The organism is Streptomyces sp. R11, from assembly GCF_041051905.1.
Taxonomy (GTDB): Bacteria; Actinomycetota; Actinomycetes; order Streptomycetales; family Streptomycetaceae; genus Streptomyces.
Genome location: NZ_CP163432.1, coordinates 4554902 through 4572034, shown reverse-complemented (window position 1 = coordinate 4572034; position 17133 = coordinate 4554902). Strand labels below are relative to the sequence as shown.

Annotated in this window: 16 protein-coding genes and 1 riboswitch; of the genes, 8 read left to right on the top strand and 8 right to left on the bottom strand. The window is 68.3% G+C overall.

The genetic code is table 11. The annotated features are described in order from the left end of the window. Window positions 1-202: 202 nt before the first annotated feature. Genes AB5J55_RS20910 through AB5J55_RS20900 form a run of 3 tightly spaced genes read right to left on the bottom strand, consistent with a single transcriptional unit; the run spans window position 203 to window position 2257 of the window. Complete coding sequence (locus AB5J55_RS20910) at window positions 203-1384, bottom strand: cystathionine gamma-lyase (protein WP_369272139.1); 1182 nt, start codon at window positions 1382-1384, stop codon at window positions 203-205. Then, window positions 1381-1872, bottom strand: a complete 492-nt coding sequence (locus AB5J55_RS20905) for a low molecular weight protein-tyrosine-phosphatase (protein WP_369272138.1) — start codon at window positions 1870-1872, stop codon at window positions 1381-1383. Before AB5J55_RS20905 ends, AB5J55_RS20910 begins: the two co-directional genes overlap by 4 nt. A gap of 7 nt (window positions 1873-1879) precedes the next feature. Beyond that, window positions 1880-2257 (bottom strand): phage holin family protein, encoded by a 378-nt coding sequence (locus tag AB5J55_RS20900; RefSeq protein ID WP_369272137.1) that lies wholly within the window; start codon window positions 2255-2257, stop codon window positions 1880-1882. 60 nt (window positions 2258-2317) lie between these two features. On the opposite strand from AB5J55_RS20900, the gene AB5J55_RS20895 reads away from it, so the two are divergent. From AB5J55_RS20895 to AB5J55_RS20880, 4 genes are all read left to right on the top strand, one after another. Next, window positions 2318-2635 (top strand): cupin domain-containing protein, encoded by a 318-nt coding sequence (locus tag AB5J55_RS20895; protein WP_328426167.1) that lies wholly within the window; start codon window positions 2318-2320, stop codon window positions 2633-2635. Between the two features lie 160 nt (window positions 2636-2795). Then, window positions 2796-3008, top strand: coding sequence for a DUF5326 family protein (locus AB5J55_RS20890; protein ID WP_030048440.1), 213 nt, complete (start codon window positions 2796-2798; stop codon window positions 3006-3008). Between the two features lie 203 nt (window positions 3009-3211). Continuing rightward, complete coding sequence (locus tag AB5J55_RS20885; protein ID WP_369272136.1) at window positions 3212-4072, top strand: IclR family transcriptional regulator; 861 nt, start codon at window positions 3212-3214, stop codon at window positions 4070-4072. A gap of 98 nt (window positions 4073-4170) precedes the next feature. Next, on the top strand, window positions 4171-4608 hold the full coding sequence (locus AB5J55_RS20880) for an SsgA family sporulation/cell division regulator (protein WP_362386916.1): 438 nt from the start codon (window positions 4171-4173) through the stop codon (window positions 4606-4608). A gap of 257 nt (window positions 4609-4865) precedes the next feature. Here the strand turns inward: AB5J55_RS20880 and AB5J55_RS20875 are convergent, their stop codons facing one another. After that, complete coding sequence (locus AB5J55_RS20875; protein WP_369272135.1) at window positions 4866-6476, bottom strand: YibE/F family protein; 1611 nt, start codon at window positions 6474-6476, stop codon at window positions 4866-4868. A gap of 308 nt (window positions 6477-6784) precedes the next feature. Further along, window positions 6785-6974, top strand: a riboswitch (TPP riboswitch). On the opposite strand from AB5J55_RS20875, the gene thiC reads away from it, so the two are divergent. Continuing rightward, window positions 6967-8751, top strand: coding sequence for a phosphomethylpyrimidine synthase ThiC (gene thiC, locus AB5J55_RS20870; protein ID WP_369272134.1), 1785 nt, complete (start codon window positions 6967-6969; stop codon window positions 8749-8751). Its footprint overlaps the riboswitch before it by 8 nt. Window positions 8752-8928: 177 nt before the next feature. Here thiC and AB5J55_RS20865 read toward each other — a convergent pair whose 3' ends face one another. From AB5J55_RS20865 to AB5J55_RS20855, 3 genes are all read right to left on the bottom strand, one after another. Beyond that, complete coding sequence (locus tag AB5J55_RS20865) at window positions 8929-9798, bottom strand: hypothetical protein (RefSeq protein WP_369272133.1); 870 nt, start codon at window positions 9796-9798, stop codon at window positions 8929-8931. Window positions 9799-9990: 192 nt separating this feature from the next. Further along, window positions 9991-11067, bottom strand: a complete 1077-nt coding sequence (locus AB5J55_RS20860) for a metallophosphoesterase (RefSeq protein WP_369272132.1) — start codon at window positions 11065-11067, stop codon at window positions 9991-9993. Window positions 11068-11374: 307 nt separating this feature from the next. Beyond that, the gene (locus AB5J55_RS20855; protein WP_369272131.1) at window positions 11375-12487 is read right to left on the bottom strand and encodes a LacI family DNA-binding transcriptional regulator; all 1113 of its coding nucleotides are present in this window, start codon (window positions 12485-12487) and stop codon (window positions 11375-11377) included. 452 nt (window positions 12488-12939) lie between these two features. Here AB5J55_RS20855 and hisC point away from each other — a divergent pair, with 452 nt between their 5' ends. Beyond that, complete coding sequence (hisC, locus tag AB5J55_RS20850; protein WP_369272130.1) at window positions 12940-14019, top strand: histidinol-phosphate transaminase; 1080 nt, start codon at window positions 12940-12942, stop codon at window positions 14017-14019. A 16-nt stretch (window positions 14020-14035) separates the two neighbouring features. On the opposite strand, the gene AB5J55_RS20845 is transcribed toward hisC, so the two are convergent. Then, on the bottom strand, window positions 14036-14428 hold the full coding sequence (locus AB5J55_RS20845; protein ID WP_369272129.1) for a cyclophilin-like fold protein: 393 nt from the start codon (window positions 14426-14428) through the stop codon (window positions 14036-14038). Between the two features lie 143 nt (window positions 14429-14571). Between AB5J55_RS20845 and AB5J55_RS20840 the strand changes: the two genes are divergently transcribed. Continuing rightward, window positions 14572-16080, top strand: a complete 1509-nt coding sequence (locus AB5J55_RS20840; protein WP_369272128.1) for a cytochrome ubiquinol oxidase subunit I — start codon at window positions 14572-14574, stop codon at window positions 16078-16080. Between the two features lie 20 nt (window positions 16081-16100). Next, window positions 16101-17120, top strand: coding sequence for a cytochrome d ubiquinol oxidase subunit II (gene cydB / locus AB5J55_RS20835; RefSeq protein ID WP_369272127.1), 1020 nt, complete (start codon window positions 16101-16103; stop codon window positions 17118-17120). Window positions 17121-17133: the final 13 nt, after the last annotated feature.

Here is a 17133-nt window from a genome sequence, read left to right as displayed (position 1 = left end):
TCCACCCCCAGGGCAGGGCCTAACTATAAATAAGTCGATAGGTCGCTGTCGCTACTGTGATTGGACACTGACAGACAGTCAACTAGCCTTGTTCGCGCGGTTCTTCGCGCGCAGAACCGAGGGCGGTCCGAGCCACGAGGGGGGAGGCTCGGACCGTCCGTTCGACGTGTCCGGGCACCGACGCACGTACGGGCGGGCCCCGTCACTGGGCCGATTCGTCCAGCGCACGCAGCACATCGGCCACCAGATCCTCGGGATCCTCGGCGCCGACCGACATACGGATGAAGCCCTCCGGCACGGCGTCGCCGCCCCAGCGCCCACGCCGTTCGGCCGTGGAGCGCACTCCGCCGAAGCTGGTCGCGTCGTCGACGAGCCGCAGCGCGTCCAGGAAACGCTCGGCACGCGCGCGCGTGGGCAGCGTGAAGGACACGACGCACCCGTAGCGCCGCATCTGCTGCGAGGCGATCTTGTACGAGGGGTCGCGCGGCAGCCCGGGATAGCGCACCCCGAGCTCCTCCGGCCACTCCTGCAGCGCCTCGGCGACGGCCAGGGCGGTGGCGTTCTGCCGCTCCACACGCATCTGGAGCGTGGCGAGGGAACGGTGCGCGAGCCAGGCCTCCATGGGCCCCGGAATCGCCCCGACGATCTTGCGCCAGCGCCGTACGGGGGCCATGGCCTCGGCGTCGCGGCCGCTGACGTATCCCAGCAGGATGTCCCCATGTCCCGTCAGCTGCTTGGTGCCGCTGGCCACCGAGAAGTCGGCGCCGAGCTCCAGCGGGCGCTGGCCGAGCGGCGTCGCGAGCGTGTTGTCGACGGCGACGAGGGCGCCACGCGCGTGTGCCGCTTCGACGAGCCGCCGGACGTCACACACGTCTAGGCCCGGGTTCGACGGGGTCTCGATCCACAGCAGCTTCGCGCCGTCCAGGACACCGAGCTGGGCGTCCCCACCGGTCGGTGCCGTGCGCACCTCGATGCCGAAGGCCTCCAACTGCGCGCGTGCCAGGGGCAGGGCCTGGTAGCCGTCGCTGGGCAGGACGACCGCGTCCCCGGCCCGCAGCTGGGAGAAGAGCACCGCCGAGGTGGCGGCCATGCCCGACGCGAAGACCAGCGTCTCGACGCCGTCCTCCCCCGGCGCCTCCAGGCCGCCGATGGCGCGCTCCAGATGGGTCCAGGTCGGGTTCTCGTCGCGGCCGTACGTGTACGGTCCCGTGGGCTCGCCCGGCAGGTGGTAGTGGGCGGCGAACACGGGGCCGGGCAGGGTCGGCTCGTACGCGACCGGCTCGGGCAGCCCGGCTCGGACCGCGCGCGTGCCGTCTCCGTCGGAAGTCCGCCCTTGGGAAGACGGCCCCTCGGAAGGCACTCCTTGAGGATCCGTGCTGCTCATACCGGCTGTCCCTCCACCTGTTCGCGGACCGCCGTGAGGAGGCCCGTACTTGCCGCCTCCACCATCTCAAGGCACTCCTCGAAGCCGTCCATGGCCCCGTAGTACGGGTCGGGCACGTCGAGGTCGTCGCCGGCGGCGGGGTCGTAGGAGCGCAGCAGGCGCACCTTCGCCGCGTCCTTCGGTGAGGGTGCCAGGCGGCGCAGTGCCTTGAGGTGACCGGCGTCGAGGGCGATGACGAGGTCGAGGCGCGCGAACCAGGACGGCTGGAACTGGCGGGCCGTGTGACCGCTGTCGTAGCCGTGCTCCTCGAGGACGGAGACGGTGCGCGGGTCGGCCGGGTCGCCCTCGTGCCAGCCGCCGGTACCGGCGCTGTCGGCCTCGACCATGCCGTCGAGCCCGGCCTCCGCCACGCGCGCGCGGAAGACCGACTCGGCCATCGGGGAGCGGCAGATGTTGCCGGTGCAGACGAAGCAGACGCGGTAGGTCATCGGATGCTCAGTCCCCGTCGGGCAGGACGACGTTGAGCGCCCAGGAGACGATCGAGATGATCAGGCCACCGAGGACGGCCGTCCAGAAGCCCTCGACGTGGAAGCTCAGGTCGACCTTGTCGGCGAGCCACGAGGTCAGCAGCAGCATCAGCGCGTTGACGATCAGGGTGAACAGGCCGAGCGTCAGGATGAGCAGCGGCAGGCTCAGAAGCTTCACGATCGGCTTGACGACGAAGTTCACCAGGCCGAAGATCAGCGCGACGATGAGCAGGGTGCCGATCTTCTTGCCTGTGCTGTCACCGGTGAGGGTGATCTTTTCTATCAGCCAGACGGCGACCGCCAGGGCACCCGCGTTGGCGATCGTCTTGACTACGAAATTCTTCATGTGTCTGATCGTGGCAGACGAGATCGGTCACGAGCACAGGGACAAGGGCGGACGAGAGCGATGAAGGCATTCCGGCTGGATGAACTGGAGGCGGAGCGCGCCGCCAACGAGGGCGCTTACCTGCAGTTTCTGCGGGAGCGGAACATGTCGGTCGGTCTGTACGCGCTCGACGCCGGTGCGCACGATCCACAGAAGCCGCACAACCAGGACGAGGTCTACTTCGTTGTGAGCGGCCGTGCCCAGATCACCGTCGGCATGGAGACCACACATGTGGCGCGCGGCAGTGTGGTGTACGTGCCGGCCGGGGTGGCCCACAAGTTCCATCACATCAGCGAGGACCTGAGGGTGCTCGTGGTGTTCTCTCCGCCCGCGAGCTGACCTTTGGCCTCGGGGTTCCCTAGGGGATCGATCAGGGGAGGACAAGGGCTGCGAGGCGTCCGCTCGGCACCTGCCGGACCTAGCATCGAGTGCAGGAATCAGCAGATTCGAAGGATCAGGACCCGGCACAGCAACGGGCGGAGAGGTAAGGACGAGGGCGATGCGTGAGATCTTCGCAGGACTGCCGTGGTGGGTGAAGTGGATCGCGGTGCCGGTCATCGCACTGGTGGTGTTCGGTGGGCTGATAGCCAGTGTCGTGGGGTTCGTCATCGGACTGCTCTTCAAGGTGCTGGTCTTCGTGGCACTGGTCGGTGGACTGATCTACGTCGTACGGAAGTTCACGTCGAGCTCCTCGTCGCGCAGCGACTGGTGAGGGCCGTGGGGGCCGTGGGGACCGGTGGGCGGTAACAGGAATCGCCGGTTCCCTCGGGCGGGGGAAGTTTTCCGAGCTGGGCGTCTACGAGCGGTGACGGGCCAATAGAGTCCGGAAATCGACGCGGGGACGACCCCGCGAGCGGCGTGCACCCCCCCGTGTTCCCCAGCACGGGCTCCCCCCTCGCGCTTCGGGAGTAACCCTTGGCCACGGTTGACACCGCACCCTCAGGACCTCAGGCACCCCTCGAACAGCCGCGCTCCTCCGTCCCCCAGGTTCCTCAGCAGGCCTCCCCTGCCTCAGCCGAGCAATCGCAGTCCGCGACGCTCATCGGATCCGTCCAGCGCGCGATGCGCCTGCTGGAGTGTGTCGCCGAGCATGAGTACGGCGCCCCGGCCAAGCAACTCGCCCGTGAGGTGGGCCTGGCCCTGCCCACCGCCTACCACTTGCTGCGCACGCTGGTGCACGAGGGCTATCTGCGCCGTGACAAAGGGCTGTTCTTCCTCGGTGAGGCGGCCGTACGGCTCAGCAGCAGCGCAGCAGCGCAGAAACGTCGCAGCACGGTTGCTGACGCGCTCGCTCAATGGCGTGACGCCATTGGTGTCCCGGTTTACTACGCCCAGTACCGCGAGGGCGAGATCGAGGTCATGTGCGTCTCCGACACCCCGGGCAATCCGGCGGTCGAGGAATGGGCCGACTTCCGGGAGACCGGCCACGCGCACGCCATCGGTCAGTGCCTGCTGTCCCAACTGGACGAGGACGCTCGCCGTGATCACCTCGACCGCCATCCCGTGGAGTCCATCACCCCCTACACCGTGCGCGATACCCGCACCCTGCTGCGACGTCTCGAACGGACCCGGCGGATGGATCCGGTGACCGAGCGTCAGGAGTACGCGCTGGGCACGGTGTGCGCTGCCATCCCCATCACGGTGGGCACCACAGCCGCGACGATGGCCATTTCGCTGCCCGCCCACCAGGCCGACCGGCTGCTGTCGGCGGTGCTGCAACTGCAGGAGGAGATCGGGCGGCTCCTGGGGTCACTCTCGATCTCTATCAGTATCTGAAAACTCACTCCTTGTGATCTCTCGTGTACGTTCAGCAAGATTCCACCAGTGTCGGGGTCCGTTCCCGGCCAGTCGACTGCAAACGACGGGGTAGGGCGATGCGCGAGTCCGTAGAGGCAGAGGTCATGATGAGCTTTCTCGTGTCCGAGGAGCTCTCCTTCCGCATCCCGGTGGAGTTGCGTTACGAGACCTGTGATCCCTATGCCGTACGGCTGACCTTCCACCTGCCCGGCGACGCCCCCGTGACCTGGGCCTTCGGTCGGGAGCTGCTGGTCGACGGGGTGGGCCGCCCGTGCGGGGAGGGAGATGTACGGGTCTCCCCGGCCGGCACCGAGACGCTGGGCGACGTCCTGATCCGGCTTCAGGTCGGTGCCGACCAGGCGCTGTTCCGCTCCTCGGTGGCGCCGCTGGTGGCCTTTCTCGACCGCACCGACAAGCTGGTGCCGCTCGGTCAGGAGGGCGCGCTCGCCGACTTCGACGCCCACCTCGACGAGGCCCTGGACCGCATCCTCGCGGAGGAGCAGAGCGCGGGCTGAGGCTCGTTGGCTGTCAGGGGTGGCGTAACGCTTCGCCGCGCGCTCCTGGCGCGCATGGGAGCGCTTCCTTGCCGGGCATGCTCCCCAAGACGCCGGATCTGCAAGGCCGTAGGCGCGAGGGTCCGGGTCCGGGTTCGGCGCACGGGAGGCGCGCGGGTGGCGAACCGTGTCCGCCACCCTTCTGCCGACGCCCCCGCTTTCCCTGACGCCCGCTCCGCGACGTCCCTGCTATCCCCGACGCCGCCGCTTCCCCGATGTCACCGCTTCCGCCGACGTCCCCGCCCGCCGCGCCCCGAAGCCGGCTGTGCGCCCGTCGCGGTCGGCGCCCCGCCTGCCGGGACCGGCTGGGTACCCACCGGCACCGCCCCCTTCTCCGGCCGGTCGGCCGCGACCACCAGGGCCGCGAGTGCCGTGGTGACGGGCACGGACGCGACCAGTCCGATGGAGCCGACTAGGGTGCGCACGATCTCCTCCGCCACCAGCTCACTGTTGGCGACCGTCCCCACGCCGCTCTGCGCGATCGAGAAGAGCAGCAGCAGGGGCAGTGCGGCACCCGCGTAAGCGAGTACGAGGGTGTTGACGACGGACGCGATGTGGTCGCGGCCGATGCGGATACCCGCTCGGTACAACCCGCGCCAGCCCATCGTCGGGTTGGCCTCGTGCAGCTCCCAGACCGCGGACGTCTGGGTGACCGTCACGTCGTCGAGGACACCGAGCGAACCGATGATGATGCCTGCCAGCAGCAGACCGCTCATGTCGATCGACGGATACAGCCCGTGGATGAGGCCCGTGTTGTCGTCGGTGTTGCCGGTGAGCGCGGCCCAGTCGATGAACACCGACCCGAGGATGCCGATCAGCAGCAGCGAGATCAGCGTGCCGAGCACCGCCACCGACGTACGGGCCGACAGACCGTGGCACAGGTAGAGGGCGATCAGCATGATGGCGCTCGACCCGACCACCGCGACGACCAGCGGGTTCGAGCCCTGGAGGATCGCGGGCAGGATGAAGAAGTTGAGCACCGCGAAACTGATGGCCAGCGAGATCAGTGCCATGAGACCCCGCAACCGCCCGACGACCACGACGGCGATGGCGAAGATGCCGGCGAGCACGGCCAACGGGACGCGCCGGTTCACGTCGGTGACCGAGTACTGCAGGTCCTTGGGTGCGGAGGGCTCGTAGGCGACCACGACCTCCTGGCCCTCCTGCAACTGCCGTGACTGGTCGGGCTGCACGATCTCCGTGAACGTACGGCCCTTGTCCTGGCCGCTGTCGACGCGGATCGTCGCCTTCTTGCAGGTGCCGCTTTCCTGCTGCACGGCGGAGGAACCCTCAGCGGTGGAGGTGTCGCCGGTCGGGGGTACCCCCGAGGCCCCCACCTCCTTGCAGCTCACCTCGACCACCTTGGTGACCGTGGCCTGCTGCGTCTGCCGGTCGAAGCCGACCCCGGTGCGCTCGTGCGGCGGGGCACCGCCCGGCCACAGCACCGCAAGCCCCACCACCACCGCCGCGGCGAACGGGATCAGGACCGCCGCGATGACCTTGCGCAGGTGCCGGGAGACAGGAGCGGCCGGACCGTGGGCGTGACTGTGCCCGTGCCCGTGCCCGTGCTCGCCACCGTCGTCTCCGCCACGCCCGCCACCGGAGCCAGGACCATGCCCATGACCGCCTCCGGAGCCGGGACCATGCCCATGACCGCCTCCGGAGCCGGGACCATGCCCATGACCGCCCCCGGAGCCGGGACCGTGCCCGCCACCCGGGCCGGGAACCGGCGCCTGCAAGCCGCCGGATTCGGGACCGCGCTCGTAAGAGCCGCCGGGACCGGGTCCGTGCCCCTGGCCGCCGCCGACCCCGCTCCCGCGATCCTGCATCCCACCGGATCTGGGGCCGTGCTCGTGCCAGCCCCCGCCCCCAGTCGCATGATCGTCCTGGTTCCCGCCTCCGGGGCCACGGCCGTAAGCGCCGCCGTATCTGCCGCCGGGAACTCCTGAACCCCGCCCGTCTGTACGGCCGTTGCCCCGCCCAGGGCCGATTCCGGGGCCGTTTCCGGAGCCGGAGCCGCGGGGCGGATCGGGCGGTGGGTACGGAGGTTCATGCGTCGTGGTCACCGCCCGATCATCGCAAGAACGATTGGGGCCCTCTGTTCACCGCGCCCGAATTGACGCTAGCGTGGTGCCACCTTTGTACACGCGGGAGCTCGGAGCACCGGGCTGAGAGGGCGCTGACCTCCGTCCCAGCGATGTTTCACATGAAACATCACTCATCGCGAGTGATGTTTCACACGAAACGTCGGCAGACGGATACCGCTGCGTCGACCGCCGAACCTGTTACCGGGTAATGCCGGCGTAGGGAGTAGGTCTCATGACCATCAAGGACGCGCGCACGCCTGCCTCCGTTCAGGACGAGAAGTCCGAGGAGGCCGGGAAGTCCATCGGCTGGCACAAGGCGTATGTCGAGGGTTCACGCCCCGATCTGCGGGTGCCGGTCCGCCAGGTGCACCTCACCAACGGGCAGTCGGTCACGCTGTACGACACGTCGGGCCCGTACACCGATCCGCTCGCCGACACCGACGTCCGCCGGGGGCTGCCCCCGGTGCGGGAGAACTGGATCATCGCCCGCGGCGACACCGCGGAGTACGCGGGGCGTCCCGTCCGTCCCGAGGACGACGGCATCAAGCACACCTCGCCGCGCGGTGGCCTGCGCAACCTCGACGCGGTCTTCCCCGGACGGCCGCGTCAGCCGCGCCGCAGCCGTGACGGCGCGGCGGTCACGCAGCTCGCGTACGCGCGCCGCGGCGAGGTCACGCCCGAGATGGAGTTCGTGGCCATCCGGGAGAACGTTTCTCCCGAGGTGGTCCGCGAGGAGATCGCCGCGGGCCGGGCGGTGCTGCCGGCCAATGTGAACCACCCGGAGATCGAGCCGATGATCATCGGCAAGCGGTTCCTGGTGAAGGTCAACGCCAACATCGGCAACTCCGCGGTCACCTCCTCCATCGAGGAGGAGGTCGAGAAGATGACCTGGGCGACCCGCTGGGGCGCCGACACGGTCATGGACCTGTCGACCGGCCGCAACATCCACACCACCCGTGAGTGGGTGCTGCGCAACTCCCCGGTCCCCATCGGCACGGTGCCGCTCTACCAGGCGCTGGAGAAGGTCGACGGCCGGGCCGAGGAGCTGACCTGGGAGATCTACAAGGACACGGTCATCGAACAGGCCGAGCAGGGCGTGGACTACATGACGGTCCACGCGGGCGTGCGGCTGCCGTTCGTACCGCTGACGGCCAACCGCAAGACCGGCATCGTCTCGCGCGGTGGCTCGATCATGGCGGCGTGGTGCCTGGCGCACCACAAGGAGAGCTTCCTGTACGAGAACTTCGAGGAGCTCTGCGAGATCCTCGCCGCCTACGACGTCACGTACTCGCTGGGCGACGGCCTGCGGCCCGGCTCGATCGCGGACGCCAACGACGAGGCGCAGTTTGCTGAGTTGAGGACGCTCGGGGAACTCAACACGATTGCCAAGCGTTTCAACGTACAGACCATGATCGAGGGCCCGGGACACGTCCCGATGCACAAGATCAAGGAGAACATCGACCTTCAGCAGGAGATCTGCGATGAAGCTCCGTTCTATACGCTCGGCCCGCTGACCACCGACGTCGCGCCGGCCTACGACCACATCACCTCCGGCATCGGTGCAGCGATGATCGCCTGGTGGGGCACGGCGATGCTCTGCTACGTCACGCCCAAGGAGCACCTGGGCCTGCCCAACCGGGACGACGTCAAGACCGGCGTCATCACCTACAAGATCGCCGCACACGCGGCCGATCTCGCCAAGGGGCACCCCGGTGCGCAGGAGTGGGATGACGCGCTGTCCGACGCCCGCTTCGAGTTCCGGTGGGAGGACCAGTTCAACCTGGCTCTCGACCCGGACACGGCACGGGAGTTCCACGACGAGACCCTTCCGGCCGAGCCTGCCAAGACGGCTCACTTCTGCTCCATGTGCGGGCCTAAGTTCTGCTCGATGAAGATCTCCCAGGACATCCGCCGTGCGCATGGCGGGTCCAAGGAGGAGATCGAGGAGGGCATGGCTCAGAAGTCGAAGGAGTTCGCCGCGGCGGGTAACCGGGTGTACCTGCCCCTCGCGGACTGATGTCGACGTCCTGACACGGGGCGCCATGCCCCGGTGTCGGGCGTGCTGCCGTCGCGTCCGGCGTTGCTGCCCGGCTGTCCGGCTTGCGCCTCCCCGAGGAGGTCTCCCCGGGGGTTCCGTCGCGTAGGAGGGGCCCCGGGCGGGGCTCTCCTGCGGCGGAGGGCGCAAGCCGAGGCGCTACTCCGGCTGGTGTTCCGGGCCTCCGAAGTCCGGGCTCGTGTAGTCCGGGCTGCTGAAGCTCGGTCGCGAGCCCCGGGAGGCGCCGTCGTCCGGGCTGCTGAAACCCGGGCGGCCGTAGCCGAGGTTCGGGATGCGGCCGGCCGGTGTCGACGGTGGCGTGCGGTGCAGGGCCGATGCCGTGCCGGGGTCGGCGAGTGCCTCCCGCAGGAAGGGCAGGACGCCGCGCTCCAGCAGGGCCTCGCGCCAGGCTTCCCTGGCCCGGGCGACCTCCTCGCTCAGTTCGCCGTACGGCCCGCCGTCGAATGCCGGCCGGTTGCGCAGGGCGGTGAGCAGGAGACCGACGGCGGCCACCAGGATGGCGGCCGCCGCCATGGCGCCGAACACCCATCCGGTGGTGAGCATCGTCTGGGCGAACGCCGGCTCGGGGTCGAACATCTTCAGGATGTAGCCGACGAGCAGGAAGATCGCCGCGGCGGTGCCGGCGAGGACGGGTGCCAGGACGGCGAGCACGGCTATGACGCCCGGGCCGGCTGTCTCGGCGACTTCTCCCATGGTCGTGGCGAGCCCCATCGCGCCCGAGCTCGACTCGGAGGAGCCGGACTCACGGGTGGAGGACGGGGTGGACGGCGCCGGCTGGCGCAGTTCCTCGCGGACCTTCACGTAGTGCTGGTACTCGGTCGCTGCGGCCGCCGTGATCAGAGCGGTGGCGTTGAGCGCCATGGTGCGCAGCTGTTCGGGGTTGAGCCGCTGACCGACAGCGGCCAGTTCCGGGCGGTGTGGTGCGGAGCGCAGCGCCTCATCGAGGATCCGCTCGTATTCCTGGCGGTCCTCGCTCAGCAGGTGCTGCGGAACGCTGTTCATGTGCATCCCCCGATGCTCCGTAGGGCTTGGGGCTCGCATGCCAACGAGCCGTCGGGCAGAAACGGAGGGGAGCCTGCTACGGATAAGCCGATGGTAGAGCGGTCACGGCACACGGTGACAGGGGGTTTGCCAAAATTGGGTCCTGGCCTGGGCCCTCTTCCGTCACTCCGCCATGGGCGACGCCTGCCCTGTGAACGGTCAGATATCCAGGGGAAGTTGCTGGACCAGCAGCTTTCCGGCCATGGTCACGCCGCCGTCCATGGCGATGGCGAGACCCTCGGCGTAGAGGTGCGGACCCTCGACCAAGGGCCCGGTGTTGTCCTCGCCGTCCTCGGAGCCGACCTCGCCCGTCAGGTAAGGAATGGGGCTGTGACCGTGAACGATGCGGGTGCCGCCGTACGTATCGAGCAGGGAACGCACATGGTCGGCGCCGCCCTCGTCGCGGAAGGAGAAGCGCTTGGTGAACTTGCGGAAGAGATCCCAGACTTCGTCGGCGTCATTGCGCGTGAGTGTCTCGCGGACGGTGTCGTTGACCGCCTCGATCGAGTCGCCGTAGTCGAGATAGGCGGTGGTGTCCGAGTGGACGAGCAGATGCCCGTCGACCTCTTCCATGGCGTCCAGGCGCGACATCCACTGCAGATGGTGGTCCTGGAGACGGTCCATGTCGGTCTTCTGGCCGCCGTTGAGCAGCCAGGCCGCCTGGAAGGTGGCGGTGCCCGCGCCGGAGTTGACGGGGGTGTCGCCGAATCGCTTGGCGCCGATGAGCAGCAGCTCGTGGTTGCCCATCAGGGCCTTGCAGTAGCCGCCGGCCGCGGCGGCCTCGGCGGACAGCCGCATCACGAGGTCGATGACGCCGATGCCGTCCGGGCCGCGGTCGGTGAAGTCGCCCAGGAACCACAGCCGGGAGGTGCCCGCGGACCAGTTCCCCGCCGAGTCGATGAGGCCCTGCTCCTGGAGCGCGGCCATCAGCTCGTCGAGATAGCCGTGCACGTCGCCGACCACGAACAGCGGGCCGGCACCTGTCGTCGACTGCGGGACCGGCACGGCGGCGGGGTCGACGTGCACCTGGACCGTGTCGCCGCGGTTGATCACGGGCAGGTCGCGCTGCGTGGGCGTGTACCCCTCCGGATACGTCTCGTCGAGGGGCGGGGCGACTTCGCCCGGGTGCATGCTGTGGACGTACGGACCGGTCTCGTGCACGTAAGCGGGCACCCGGAAGTCGCGCAACGTCGCCGTCCGCTCCATCTCGGGTCCCTGACCGGCCCCCTGAGTCATCAGACCCCTCCACCATCGCGCCGCAGCTGCACCGCATCGGACTGCCTGGTCGCAGCGGCCCGTGGGTGTCGTGGGCCCATCATAGGAATGCCGATCGCGCCATGTGATGACCCAGGGGTGGTGAATCGGAGCAGGACTCCTGTTCACTGCGGCTTTCGCCCCGATTGGCCCGGGCTTCGGCAGCTCGATCGCCGCGTTCCTGACGCCCCTCGAACTGCTCCTGAAGCCCTTCGCCCCGCTGCTGCGGCCCTTCGACCTGCCTCTGCCGCTCCTCGTTCGGCTTCTGCGCCAGGTCTTCGCCCGGTTTCTACCGGCCCTCGGGCGACCGGGGCGGGCTGACCGTCGTCCGCGGCGGGCGTCGCTGGGACGAGGTACGCACGATCAACTCGGTCGGTATCACCTGCTCGACCGGCTGGTCCGACTCGACCCCCTCGATGGCGTCGATGAGGAGCTGGACCACGGCCGTGCCGATGCGGCGGGGCTTCAGGGAGAGCGTGGTGATCGGCGGCTCGGTGTTGGCGTACACCGTGGACTCGCTGCAGCACACCAGAAGCAGGTCGTCCGGTACGCGCAGACCGTAGCGGCGGGCCGCGGCGAGCAGGTCGGTGCCGTTCGGGTCGAACAGCCCGTAGACCGCGTCGGGCCGGTCGGGGCGGGCGAGCAGCCGGTCGGCGGCGACGGCGCCCGCGCACGGGTCGTGCGCCGGATAGGCCTCGTACACCGGGTCCTGGCCGACCCGCTCGCACCAGCGCAGATAGGCGGTGGTCGACAGATGGGTGTACGTGTCCGTCGTGGTGCCCGTCAGCAGCCCGATCCGGCGGGCGCCCGCGTCGGCGAGGTGGTCCAGAATGCCCATCACGGCGGCCTCGTGGTCGTTGTCGACCCAGGCGGTGACCGGGAGCGAGCCGGCCGGGCGACCGTCGGATACGACCGGCAGACCCTGTTTGACCAGCTCGCTGACGACCGGGTCCTGGTCCGACGGGTCGATGACGACCGTGCCGTCGAGGGCGACGTTCGACCAGACGTCGTGACGTGAGGTCGCGGGGAGGATGACGAGGGCGTAGCCGCGGGCGAGCGCGGCCGAGGTGGCGGCGCGTGCCATCTCCGCGAAGTACGCGAACTCGGTGAAGGTGAAAGGTTCATCCCCGTATGTCGTCACGGTCAGGCCGATGAGTCCTGACTTGCCCGTACGGAGTGTGCGGGCGGCGGCCGACGGGCGGTAGCCCAGCCGGTCGGCGACCTCGCGGACATGGCGTCGGGTGGCGTCGGGGAGCCTGCCCTTGCCGTTGAGGGCGTCGGAGACGGTCGTGATGGAGACCCCCGCGGCGGCGGCCACGTCTCTGATACCCGCCCGGCCGGGTCGACTGCCTCGACGAGAGGTTTCCGCGCGGCTCACCTGGTGCTTCCCTGCTGCTGTCATGGCGAGCCGATAGTAGGGCTCATTCGGTGGGGTAGTGCGGACGCATATGCACGCGTTGACAGACACGTTTCTGCAAGGTCATCATGCGCCAATGCCCTTTGAAAACAAGGGAGTTGAACGATCCAATGGCAGGACGTGACTTGTCGGCGCGCATGGGCCTGCCAAGTGTCCGATGTTTCGAAGAGGTCTCAACTCACCTTCACGGGTGATGCGCGCCACGGAGTGAGCCACCGGCGCGTAGATATATGTGTGGCGCGCCCCCCAATTCGTACGCCTTCGTACGACGATGCCCCTGATGCAGGTGTGACAGGAGGGATCAGCGGGCGGGCCTGCCTCTCCCGAGCGCATCGACCTCTCTTCACCTGTACGCATCGGCGCGGAATCCTCATAAGGTGAGCAGTATTGGAGCCGGCGGTGGTGATGGGCCGCCGGTGGTCGCGAGGAGGACTGCGGTGAGCGAGACGAGCCCCAAGCTTCGAGCCGAGCTGGAGGGTATCCCCACCTACAAGCCGGGCAAGCCTGCCGCGGCCGGTGGTCCGGTGGCCTACAAGCTGTCCTCCAACGAGAACCCCTATCCGCCGCTGCCCGGCGTGATGGAGACCGTGACGGCGGCCGTCTCCTCCTTCAACCGCTACCCCGACATGATGTGCACGGGGCTGATGAACGAGTTGTCCGAGCGCTTCGGCGTCCCGCTCTCCCACCTGGCCACCGGTACCGGTTCGGTCGGCGTCGCCCAGCAGCTGATCCAGGCCACAGCCGGACCCGGCGACGAGGTCATTTACGCCTGGCGGTCCTTCGAGGCGTACCCGATCATCACGCAGATCAACGGCGCCACGTCCGTCAAGGTGCCGCTGACGTCGGGCGATGTGCACGACCTGGACGCGATGGCCGCCGCCATCACCGACCGCACCAGGCTGATTTTCGTCTGCAACCCCAACAACCCGACGGGCACAGTCGTGAGGCGGGCCGAGTTGGAGCGGTTCCTCGACCGGGTGCCCAGTGACGTCCTGGTGGTGTTGGACGAGGCGTACCGCGAGTTCATCCGGGACCCCGAGGTGCCGGACGGGGTGGAGATCTACCGTGAGCGGCCGAATGTCTGTGTTCTGCGGACGTTCTCCAAGGCGTACGGCCTCGCCGGCCTCCGTGTCGGTTTCGCGATCGCCCAGGAGCCGGTCGCGGCGGCCCTGCGCAAGACGGCCGTACCGTTCGGGGTGAGCCAGCTCGCGCAGGAAGCGGCGATCGCCTCGCTGCGTGCCGAGGACGAACTGATCGGCCGGGTCGGCTCGTTGGTATGCGAGCGCAACCGGGTGGTCGACGGACTGCGCGCTCAGGGCTGGACGGTGCCCGAGACCCAGGCCAACTTCGTGTGGTTGCGACTGGGGGAGCGCACGGTCGCCTTCGCTCAGGCTTGTGAGCAGGCGGGCGTTGTGATCCGGCCGTTCCCGGGCGAGGGTGTGCGGGTGACGGTCGGGGAGGACGAGGCGAACGACATCTTCCTGAAGGTGGCGGAAGGGTTCCGGAAGGAGCTCTAGCGCTCCGCGGGCACGGTCAGGCGTCCACCAGCTCCACGCGCACGGGGTCGCCGTCGCGGGCCGTCGCCAACAGACGGGGGTCGCCGTCGATGCGGCCGAGAACGTTGCACGGGCTCGCGAGGCGGCACTCGTCGCCTCGCGAGATCGGTGTGGGCCCGTAGGGGAGGGCGAGCGCGTCTCCGTCGGTCCAGAAGGCGACCGTGCCCGGCTCGACGACCTGCTGGGCGTTGGTTTCACGTGGAACAGCGACGCCCGTGTCGAAGTAGACCTCCTCTCCCCAGGTGCGGGCAGTGGAGGCGAGGGGCAGGGCCTTGACGAGGGCCTGCGTGGTGGGAGTGTCGTCGAGGGTCGCGGTGAGGTGACCCGCGGGCCAGGAGATCCGTATCTGTACGGGCGTCGGTGTCTGCATGGCACCGATTCAACAATATGTTGAAGTGTGCGCCAAGGGGCTGACTCGAGGAAGGACCCCCCCTTTGAGGGCAGGGATAGGCGTGCTGCATAATTGCTTGTGAATGTGAACGCTTTCACAAGCGGCAGGTAAGGAGCGGCGACGTGGACCTGGCTTTGGCGCCGGAGACTCTGGCGCGCTGGCAGTTCGGTATCACCACCGTCTACCACTTTCTGTTTGTCCCTCTGACGATCTCGCTGGCCGCCCTCACGGCCGGGTTGCAGACCGCATGGGTGCGCACGGAGAAGGAGAAGTACCTCAGAGCGACGAAGTTCTGGGGCAAGCTCTTCCTGATCAACATCGCGATGGGTGTCGTCACCGGCATCGTGCAGGAGTTCCAGTTCGGCATGAACTGGTCCGACTACTCCCGCTTCGTCGGTGACGTCTTCGGCGCCCCGCTCGCCTTCGAGGCCCTGATCGCCTTCTTCTTCGAGTCCACCTTCATCGGGCTGTGGATCTTCGGCTGGGACAAGCTGCCGAAGAAGATCCACCTGGCCTGTATGTGGATGGTGTCCATCGGCACGATCCTGTCGGCGTACTTCATCCTGGCGGCCAACTCCTGGATGCAGCACCCCGTCGGCTACCGGATCAACGAGGCGAAGGGGCGGGCCGAGCTCACCGACTTCTGGCTCGTGCTGACCCAGAACACCGCGCTCGCGCAGGCCTTCCACACCCTCTCGGCGGCCTTCCTCACCGGCGGCGCGTTCATGGTCGGCATCTCCGCCTTCCACCTGCTGCGCAAGAAGCACATCCGCGAGATGAAGACCTCGCTCAGGCTCGGCCTGGTCACCGTCGCCATCGGCGGCCTGCTCACCGCGATCAGCGGTGACACGCTCGGCAAGATCATGTACGAGCAGCAGCCGATGAAGATGGCCGCGGCCGAGGCGTTGTGGGACGGCGAGGAGCCGGCTCCCTTCTCGGTCTTCGCCATCGGCGATGTCGACAAGGGCCACAACAAGGTCGCCATAGAGATTCCCGGCCTGCTGTCCTTCCTGGCCAAGGACGACTTCACCTCGTACGTCCCCGGCATCAACGACGTCAACAAGGCCGAACAGGAGAAGTACGGTCCCGGCGACTACCGGCCCAACATCCCCGTCGCCTACTGGGGCTTCCGCTGGATGATCGGCTTCGGCATGGCGTCGTTCACCATCGGCCTGATCGGACTCTGGCTGACTCGCAAGAAGTTCATGCTGCCGCAGCACCTGAGGGTCGGTGACGACGAGGTGCCGCATCTGGTGCTGCTCCCGAAGAAGGCGCTCGGCCCGAAGCTGACCAAGCTGTACTGGCGCATCGCGATCTGGACGCTGGCCTTCCCGCTGATCGCCAACTCCTGGGGCTGGATCTTCACCGAGATGGGCCGTCAGCCGTGGGTCGTGTACGGAGTCCTGCGCACCCGGGACGCGGTCTCCCCCGGCGTCTCCCAGGGCGAGGTTCTCACCTCGATGATCGTCTTCACAGCGCTCTACGCCATCCTCGCCGTCGTCGAGGTCAAGCTGCTCGTGAAGTACGTCAAGGCCGGCCCGCCCGAGCTCACCGAGGCCGACCTGAACCCGCCCACGAAGATCGGCGGCGACGACCGTGACGCCGACAAGCCGATGGCCTTCTCGTACTAGGCCGAGGGAGCTGCACAGTCATGGAACTTCACGACGTCTGGTTCGTCCTGATCGCCGTCCTGTGGATCGGCTACTTCTTCCTGGAGGGCTTCGACTTCGGGGTCGGCGTCCTCACCAAGCTGCTGGCCCGCAACCGGCCCGAGCGGCGCGTGCTGATCAACACCATCGGCCCCGTCTGGGACGGCAACGAGGTGTGGCTGCTCTCGGCGGCCGGCGCCACCTTCGCCGCCTTCCCCGAGTGGTACGCCACGCTCTTCTCCGGCTTCTATCTGCCGCTGCTGCTCATCCTGATCTCCTTGATCGTCCGGGGCGTCGCGTTCGAGTACCGGGCGAAGCGCCCCGAGGAGCACTGGCAGCGCAACTGGGAGAACGCCATCTTCTGGTGCTCGCTGCTCCCGGCGTTCCTGTGGGGTGTGGCCTTCGGCAACATCGTGCGGGGCGTGAAGCTCGACGAGAACCATGAGTACGTCGGCAACGTCCTGGACCTGCTCAACCCGTACGCGCTCGTCGGTGGCCTGGTGACGCTGACCCTGTTCACCTTCCACGGTGCGGTGTTCACCGCGCTCAAGACCGTCGGGGAGATCCGGGAGCGGGCGCGGAAGCTGGCCCTGTGGGTCGGTCTCGCCGCCGCCGTACTGGCGCTGATCTTCCTGCTCTGGACGCAGATCGAGAACGGCGACGGTCAGAGCCTGGTCGCCCTCGTCGTGGCCGTGGCCGCGCTGGCGGCGGCGCTGGTGGCGAACCAAGCGGGTCGCGAGGGATGGTCGTTCGCCTTCTCCGGCGTCGCGATCGTGGCCGCCGTCGCGATGCTCTTCCTGACACTCTTCCCGAATGTCATGCCGTCCTCGCTCAATGACGAGTGGAGCCTCACGGTCACCAACGCGTCGTCGAGCCCGTACACCCTGAAGATCATGACCTGGTGCGCGGTGATCGCCACGCCGGTCGTCATGCTCTACCAGGGCTGGACCTACTGGGTCTTCCGCAAGCGGATCGGCACGCAGCACATTGCCGCGGACGCCGCTTCGGGGGCCAAGCACTGAGTCCGCTGCGGCT

Excerpts from the sequence above, each read along its gene's own strand:
- AB5J55_RS20845 (WP_369272129.1), bottom strand. The coding sequence starts at position 14,428 with ATGCAGACACCGACGCCCGTACAGATACGGATCTCCTGGCCCGCGGGT.
- AB5J55_RS20900 (WP_369272137.1), bottom strand. The coding sequence starts at position 2,257 with ATGAAGAATTTCGTAGTCAAGACGATCGCCAACGCGGGTGCCCTGGCG.
- AB5J55_RS20910 (WP_369272139.1), bottom strand. The coding sequence starts at position 1,384 with ATGAGCAGCACGGATCCTCAAGGAGTGCCTTCCGAGGGGCCGTCTTCC.
- AB5J55_RS20855 (WP_369272131.1), bottom strand. The coding sequence starts at position 12,487 with ATGACAGCAGCAGGGAAGCACCAGGTGAGCCGCGCGGAAACCTCTCGT.
- AB5J55_RS20875 (WP_369272135.1), bottom strand. The coding sequence starts at position 6,476 with ATGCAGGATCGCGGGAGCGGGGTCGGCGGCGGCCAGGGGCACGGACCC.
- cydB (WP_369272127.1), top strand. The coding sequence starts at position 16,101 with ATGGAACTTCACGACGTCTGGTTCGTCCTGATCGCCGTCCTGTGGATC.
- AB5J55_RS20860 (WP_369272132.1), bottom strand. The coding sequence starts at position 11,067 with ATGACTCAGGGGGCCGGTCAGGGACCCGAGATGGAGCGGACGGCGACG.
- AB5J55_RS20865 (WP_369272133.1), bottom strand. The coding sequence starts at position 9,798 with ATGCACATGAACAGCGTTCCGCAGCACCTGCTGAGCGAGGACCGCCAG.
- AB5J55_RS20905 (WP_369272138.1), bottom strand. The coding sequence starts at position 1,872 with ATGACCTACCGCGTCTGCTTCGTCTGCACCGGCAACATCTGCCGCTCC.
- AB5J55_RS20895 (WP_328426167.1), top strand. The coding sequence starts at position 2,318 with ATGAAGGCATTCCGGCTGGATGAACTGGAGGCGGAGCGCGCCGCCAAC.
- thiC (WP_369272134.1), top strand. The coding sequence starts at position 6,967 with ATGACCATCAAGGACGCGCGCACGCCTGCCTCCGTTCAGGACGAGAAG.
- AB5J55_RS20880 (WP_362386916.1), top strand. The coding sequence starts at position 4,171 with ATGCGCGAGTCCGTAGAGGCAGAGGTCATGATGAGCTTTCTCGTGTCC.
- AB5J55_RS20890 (WP_030048440.1), top strand. The coding sequence starts at position 2,796 with ATGCGTGAGATCTTCGCAGGACTGCCGTGGTGGGTGAAGTGGATCGCG.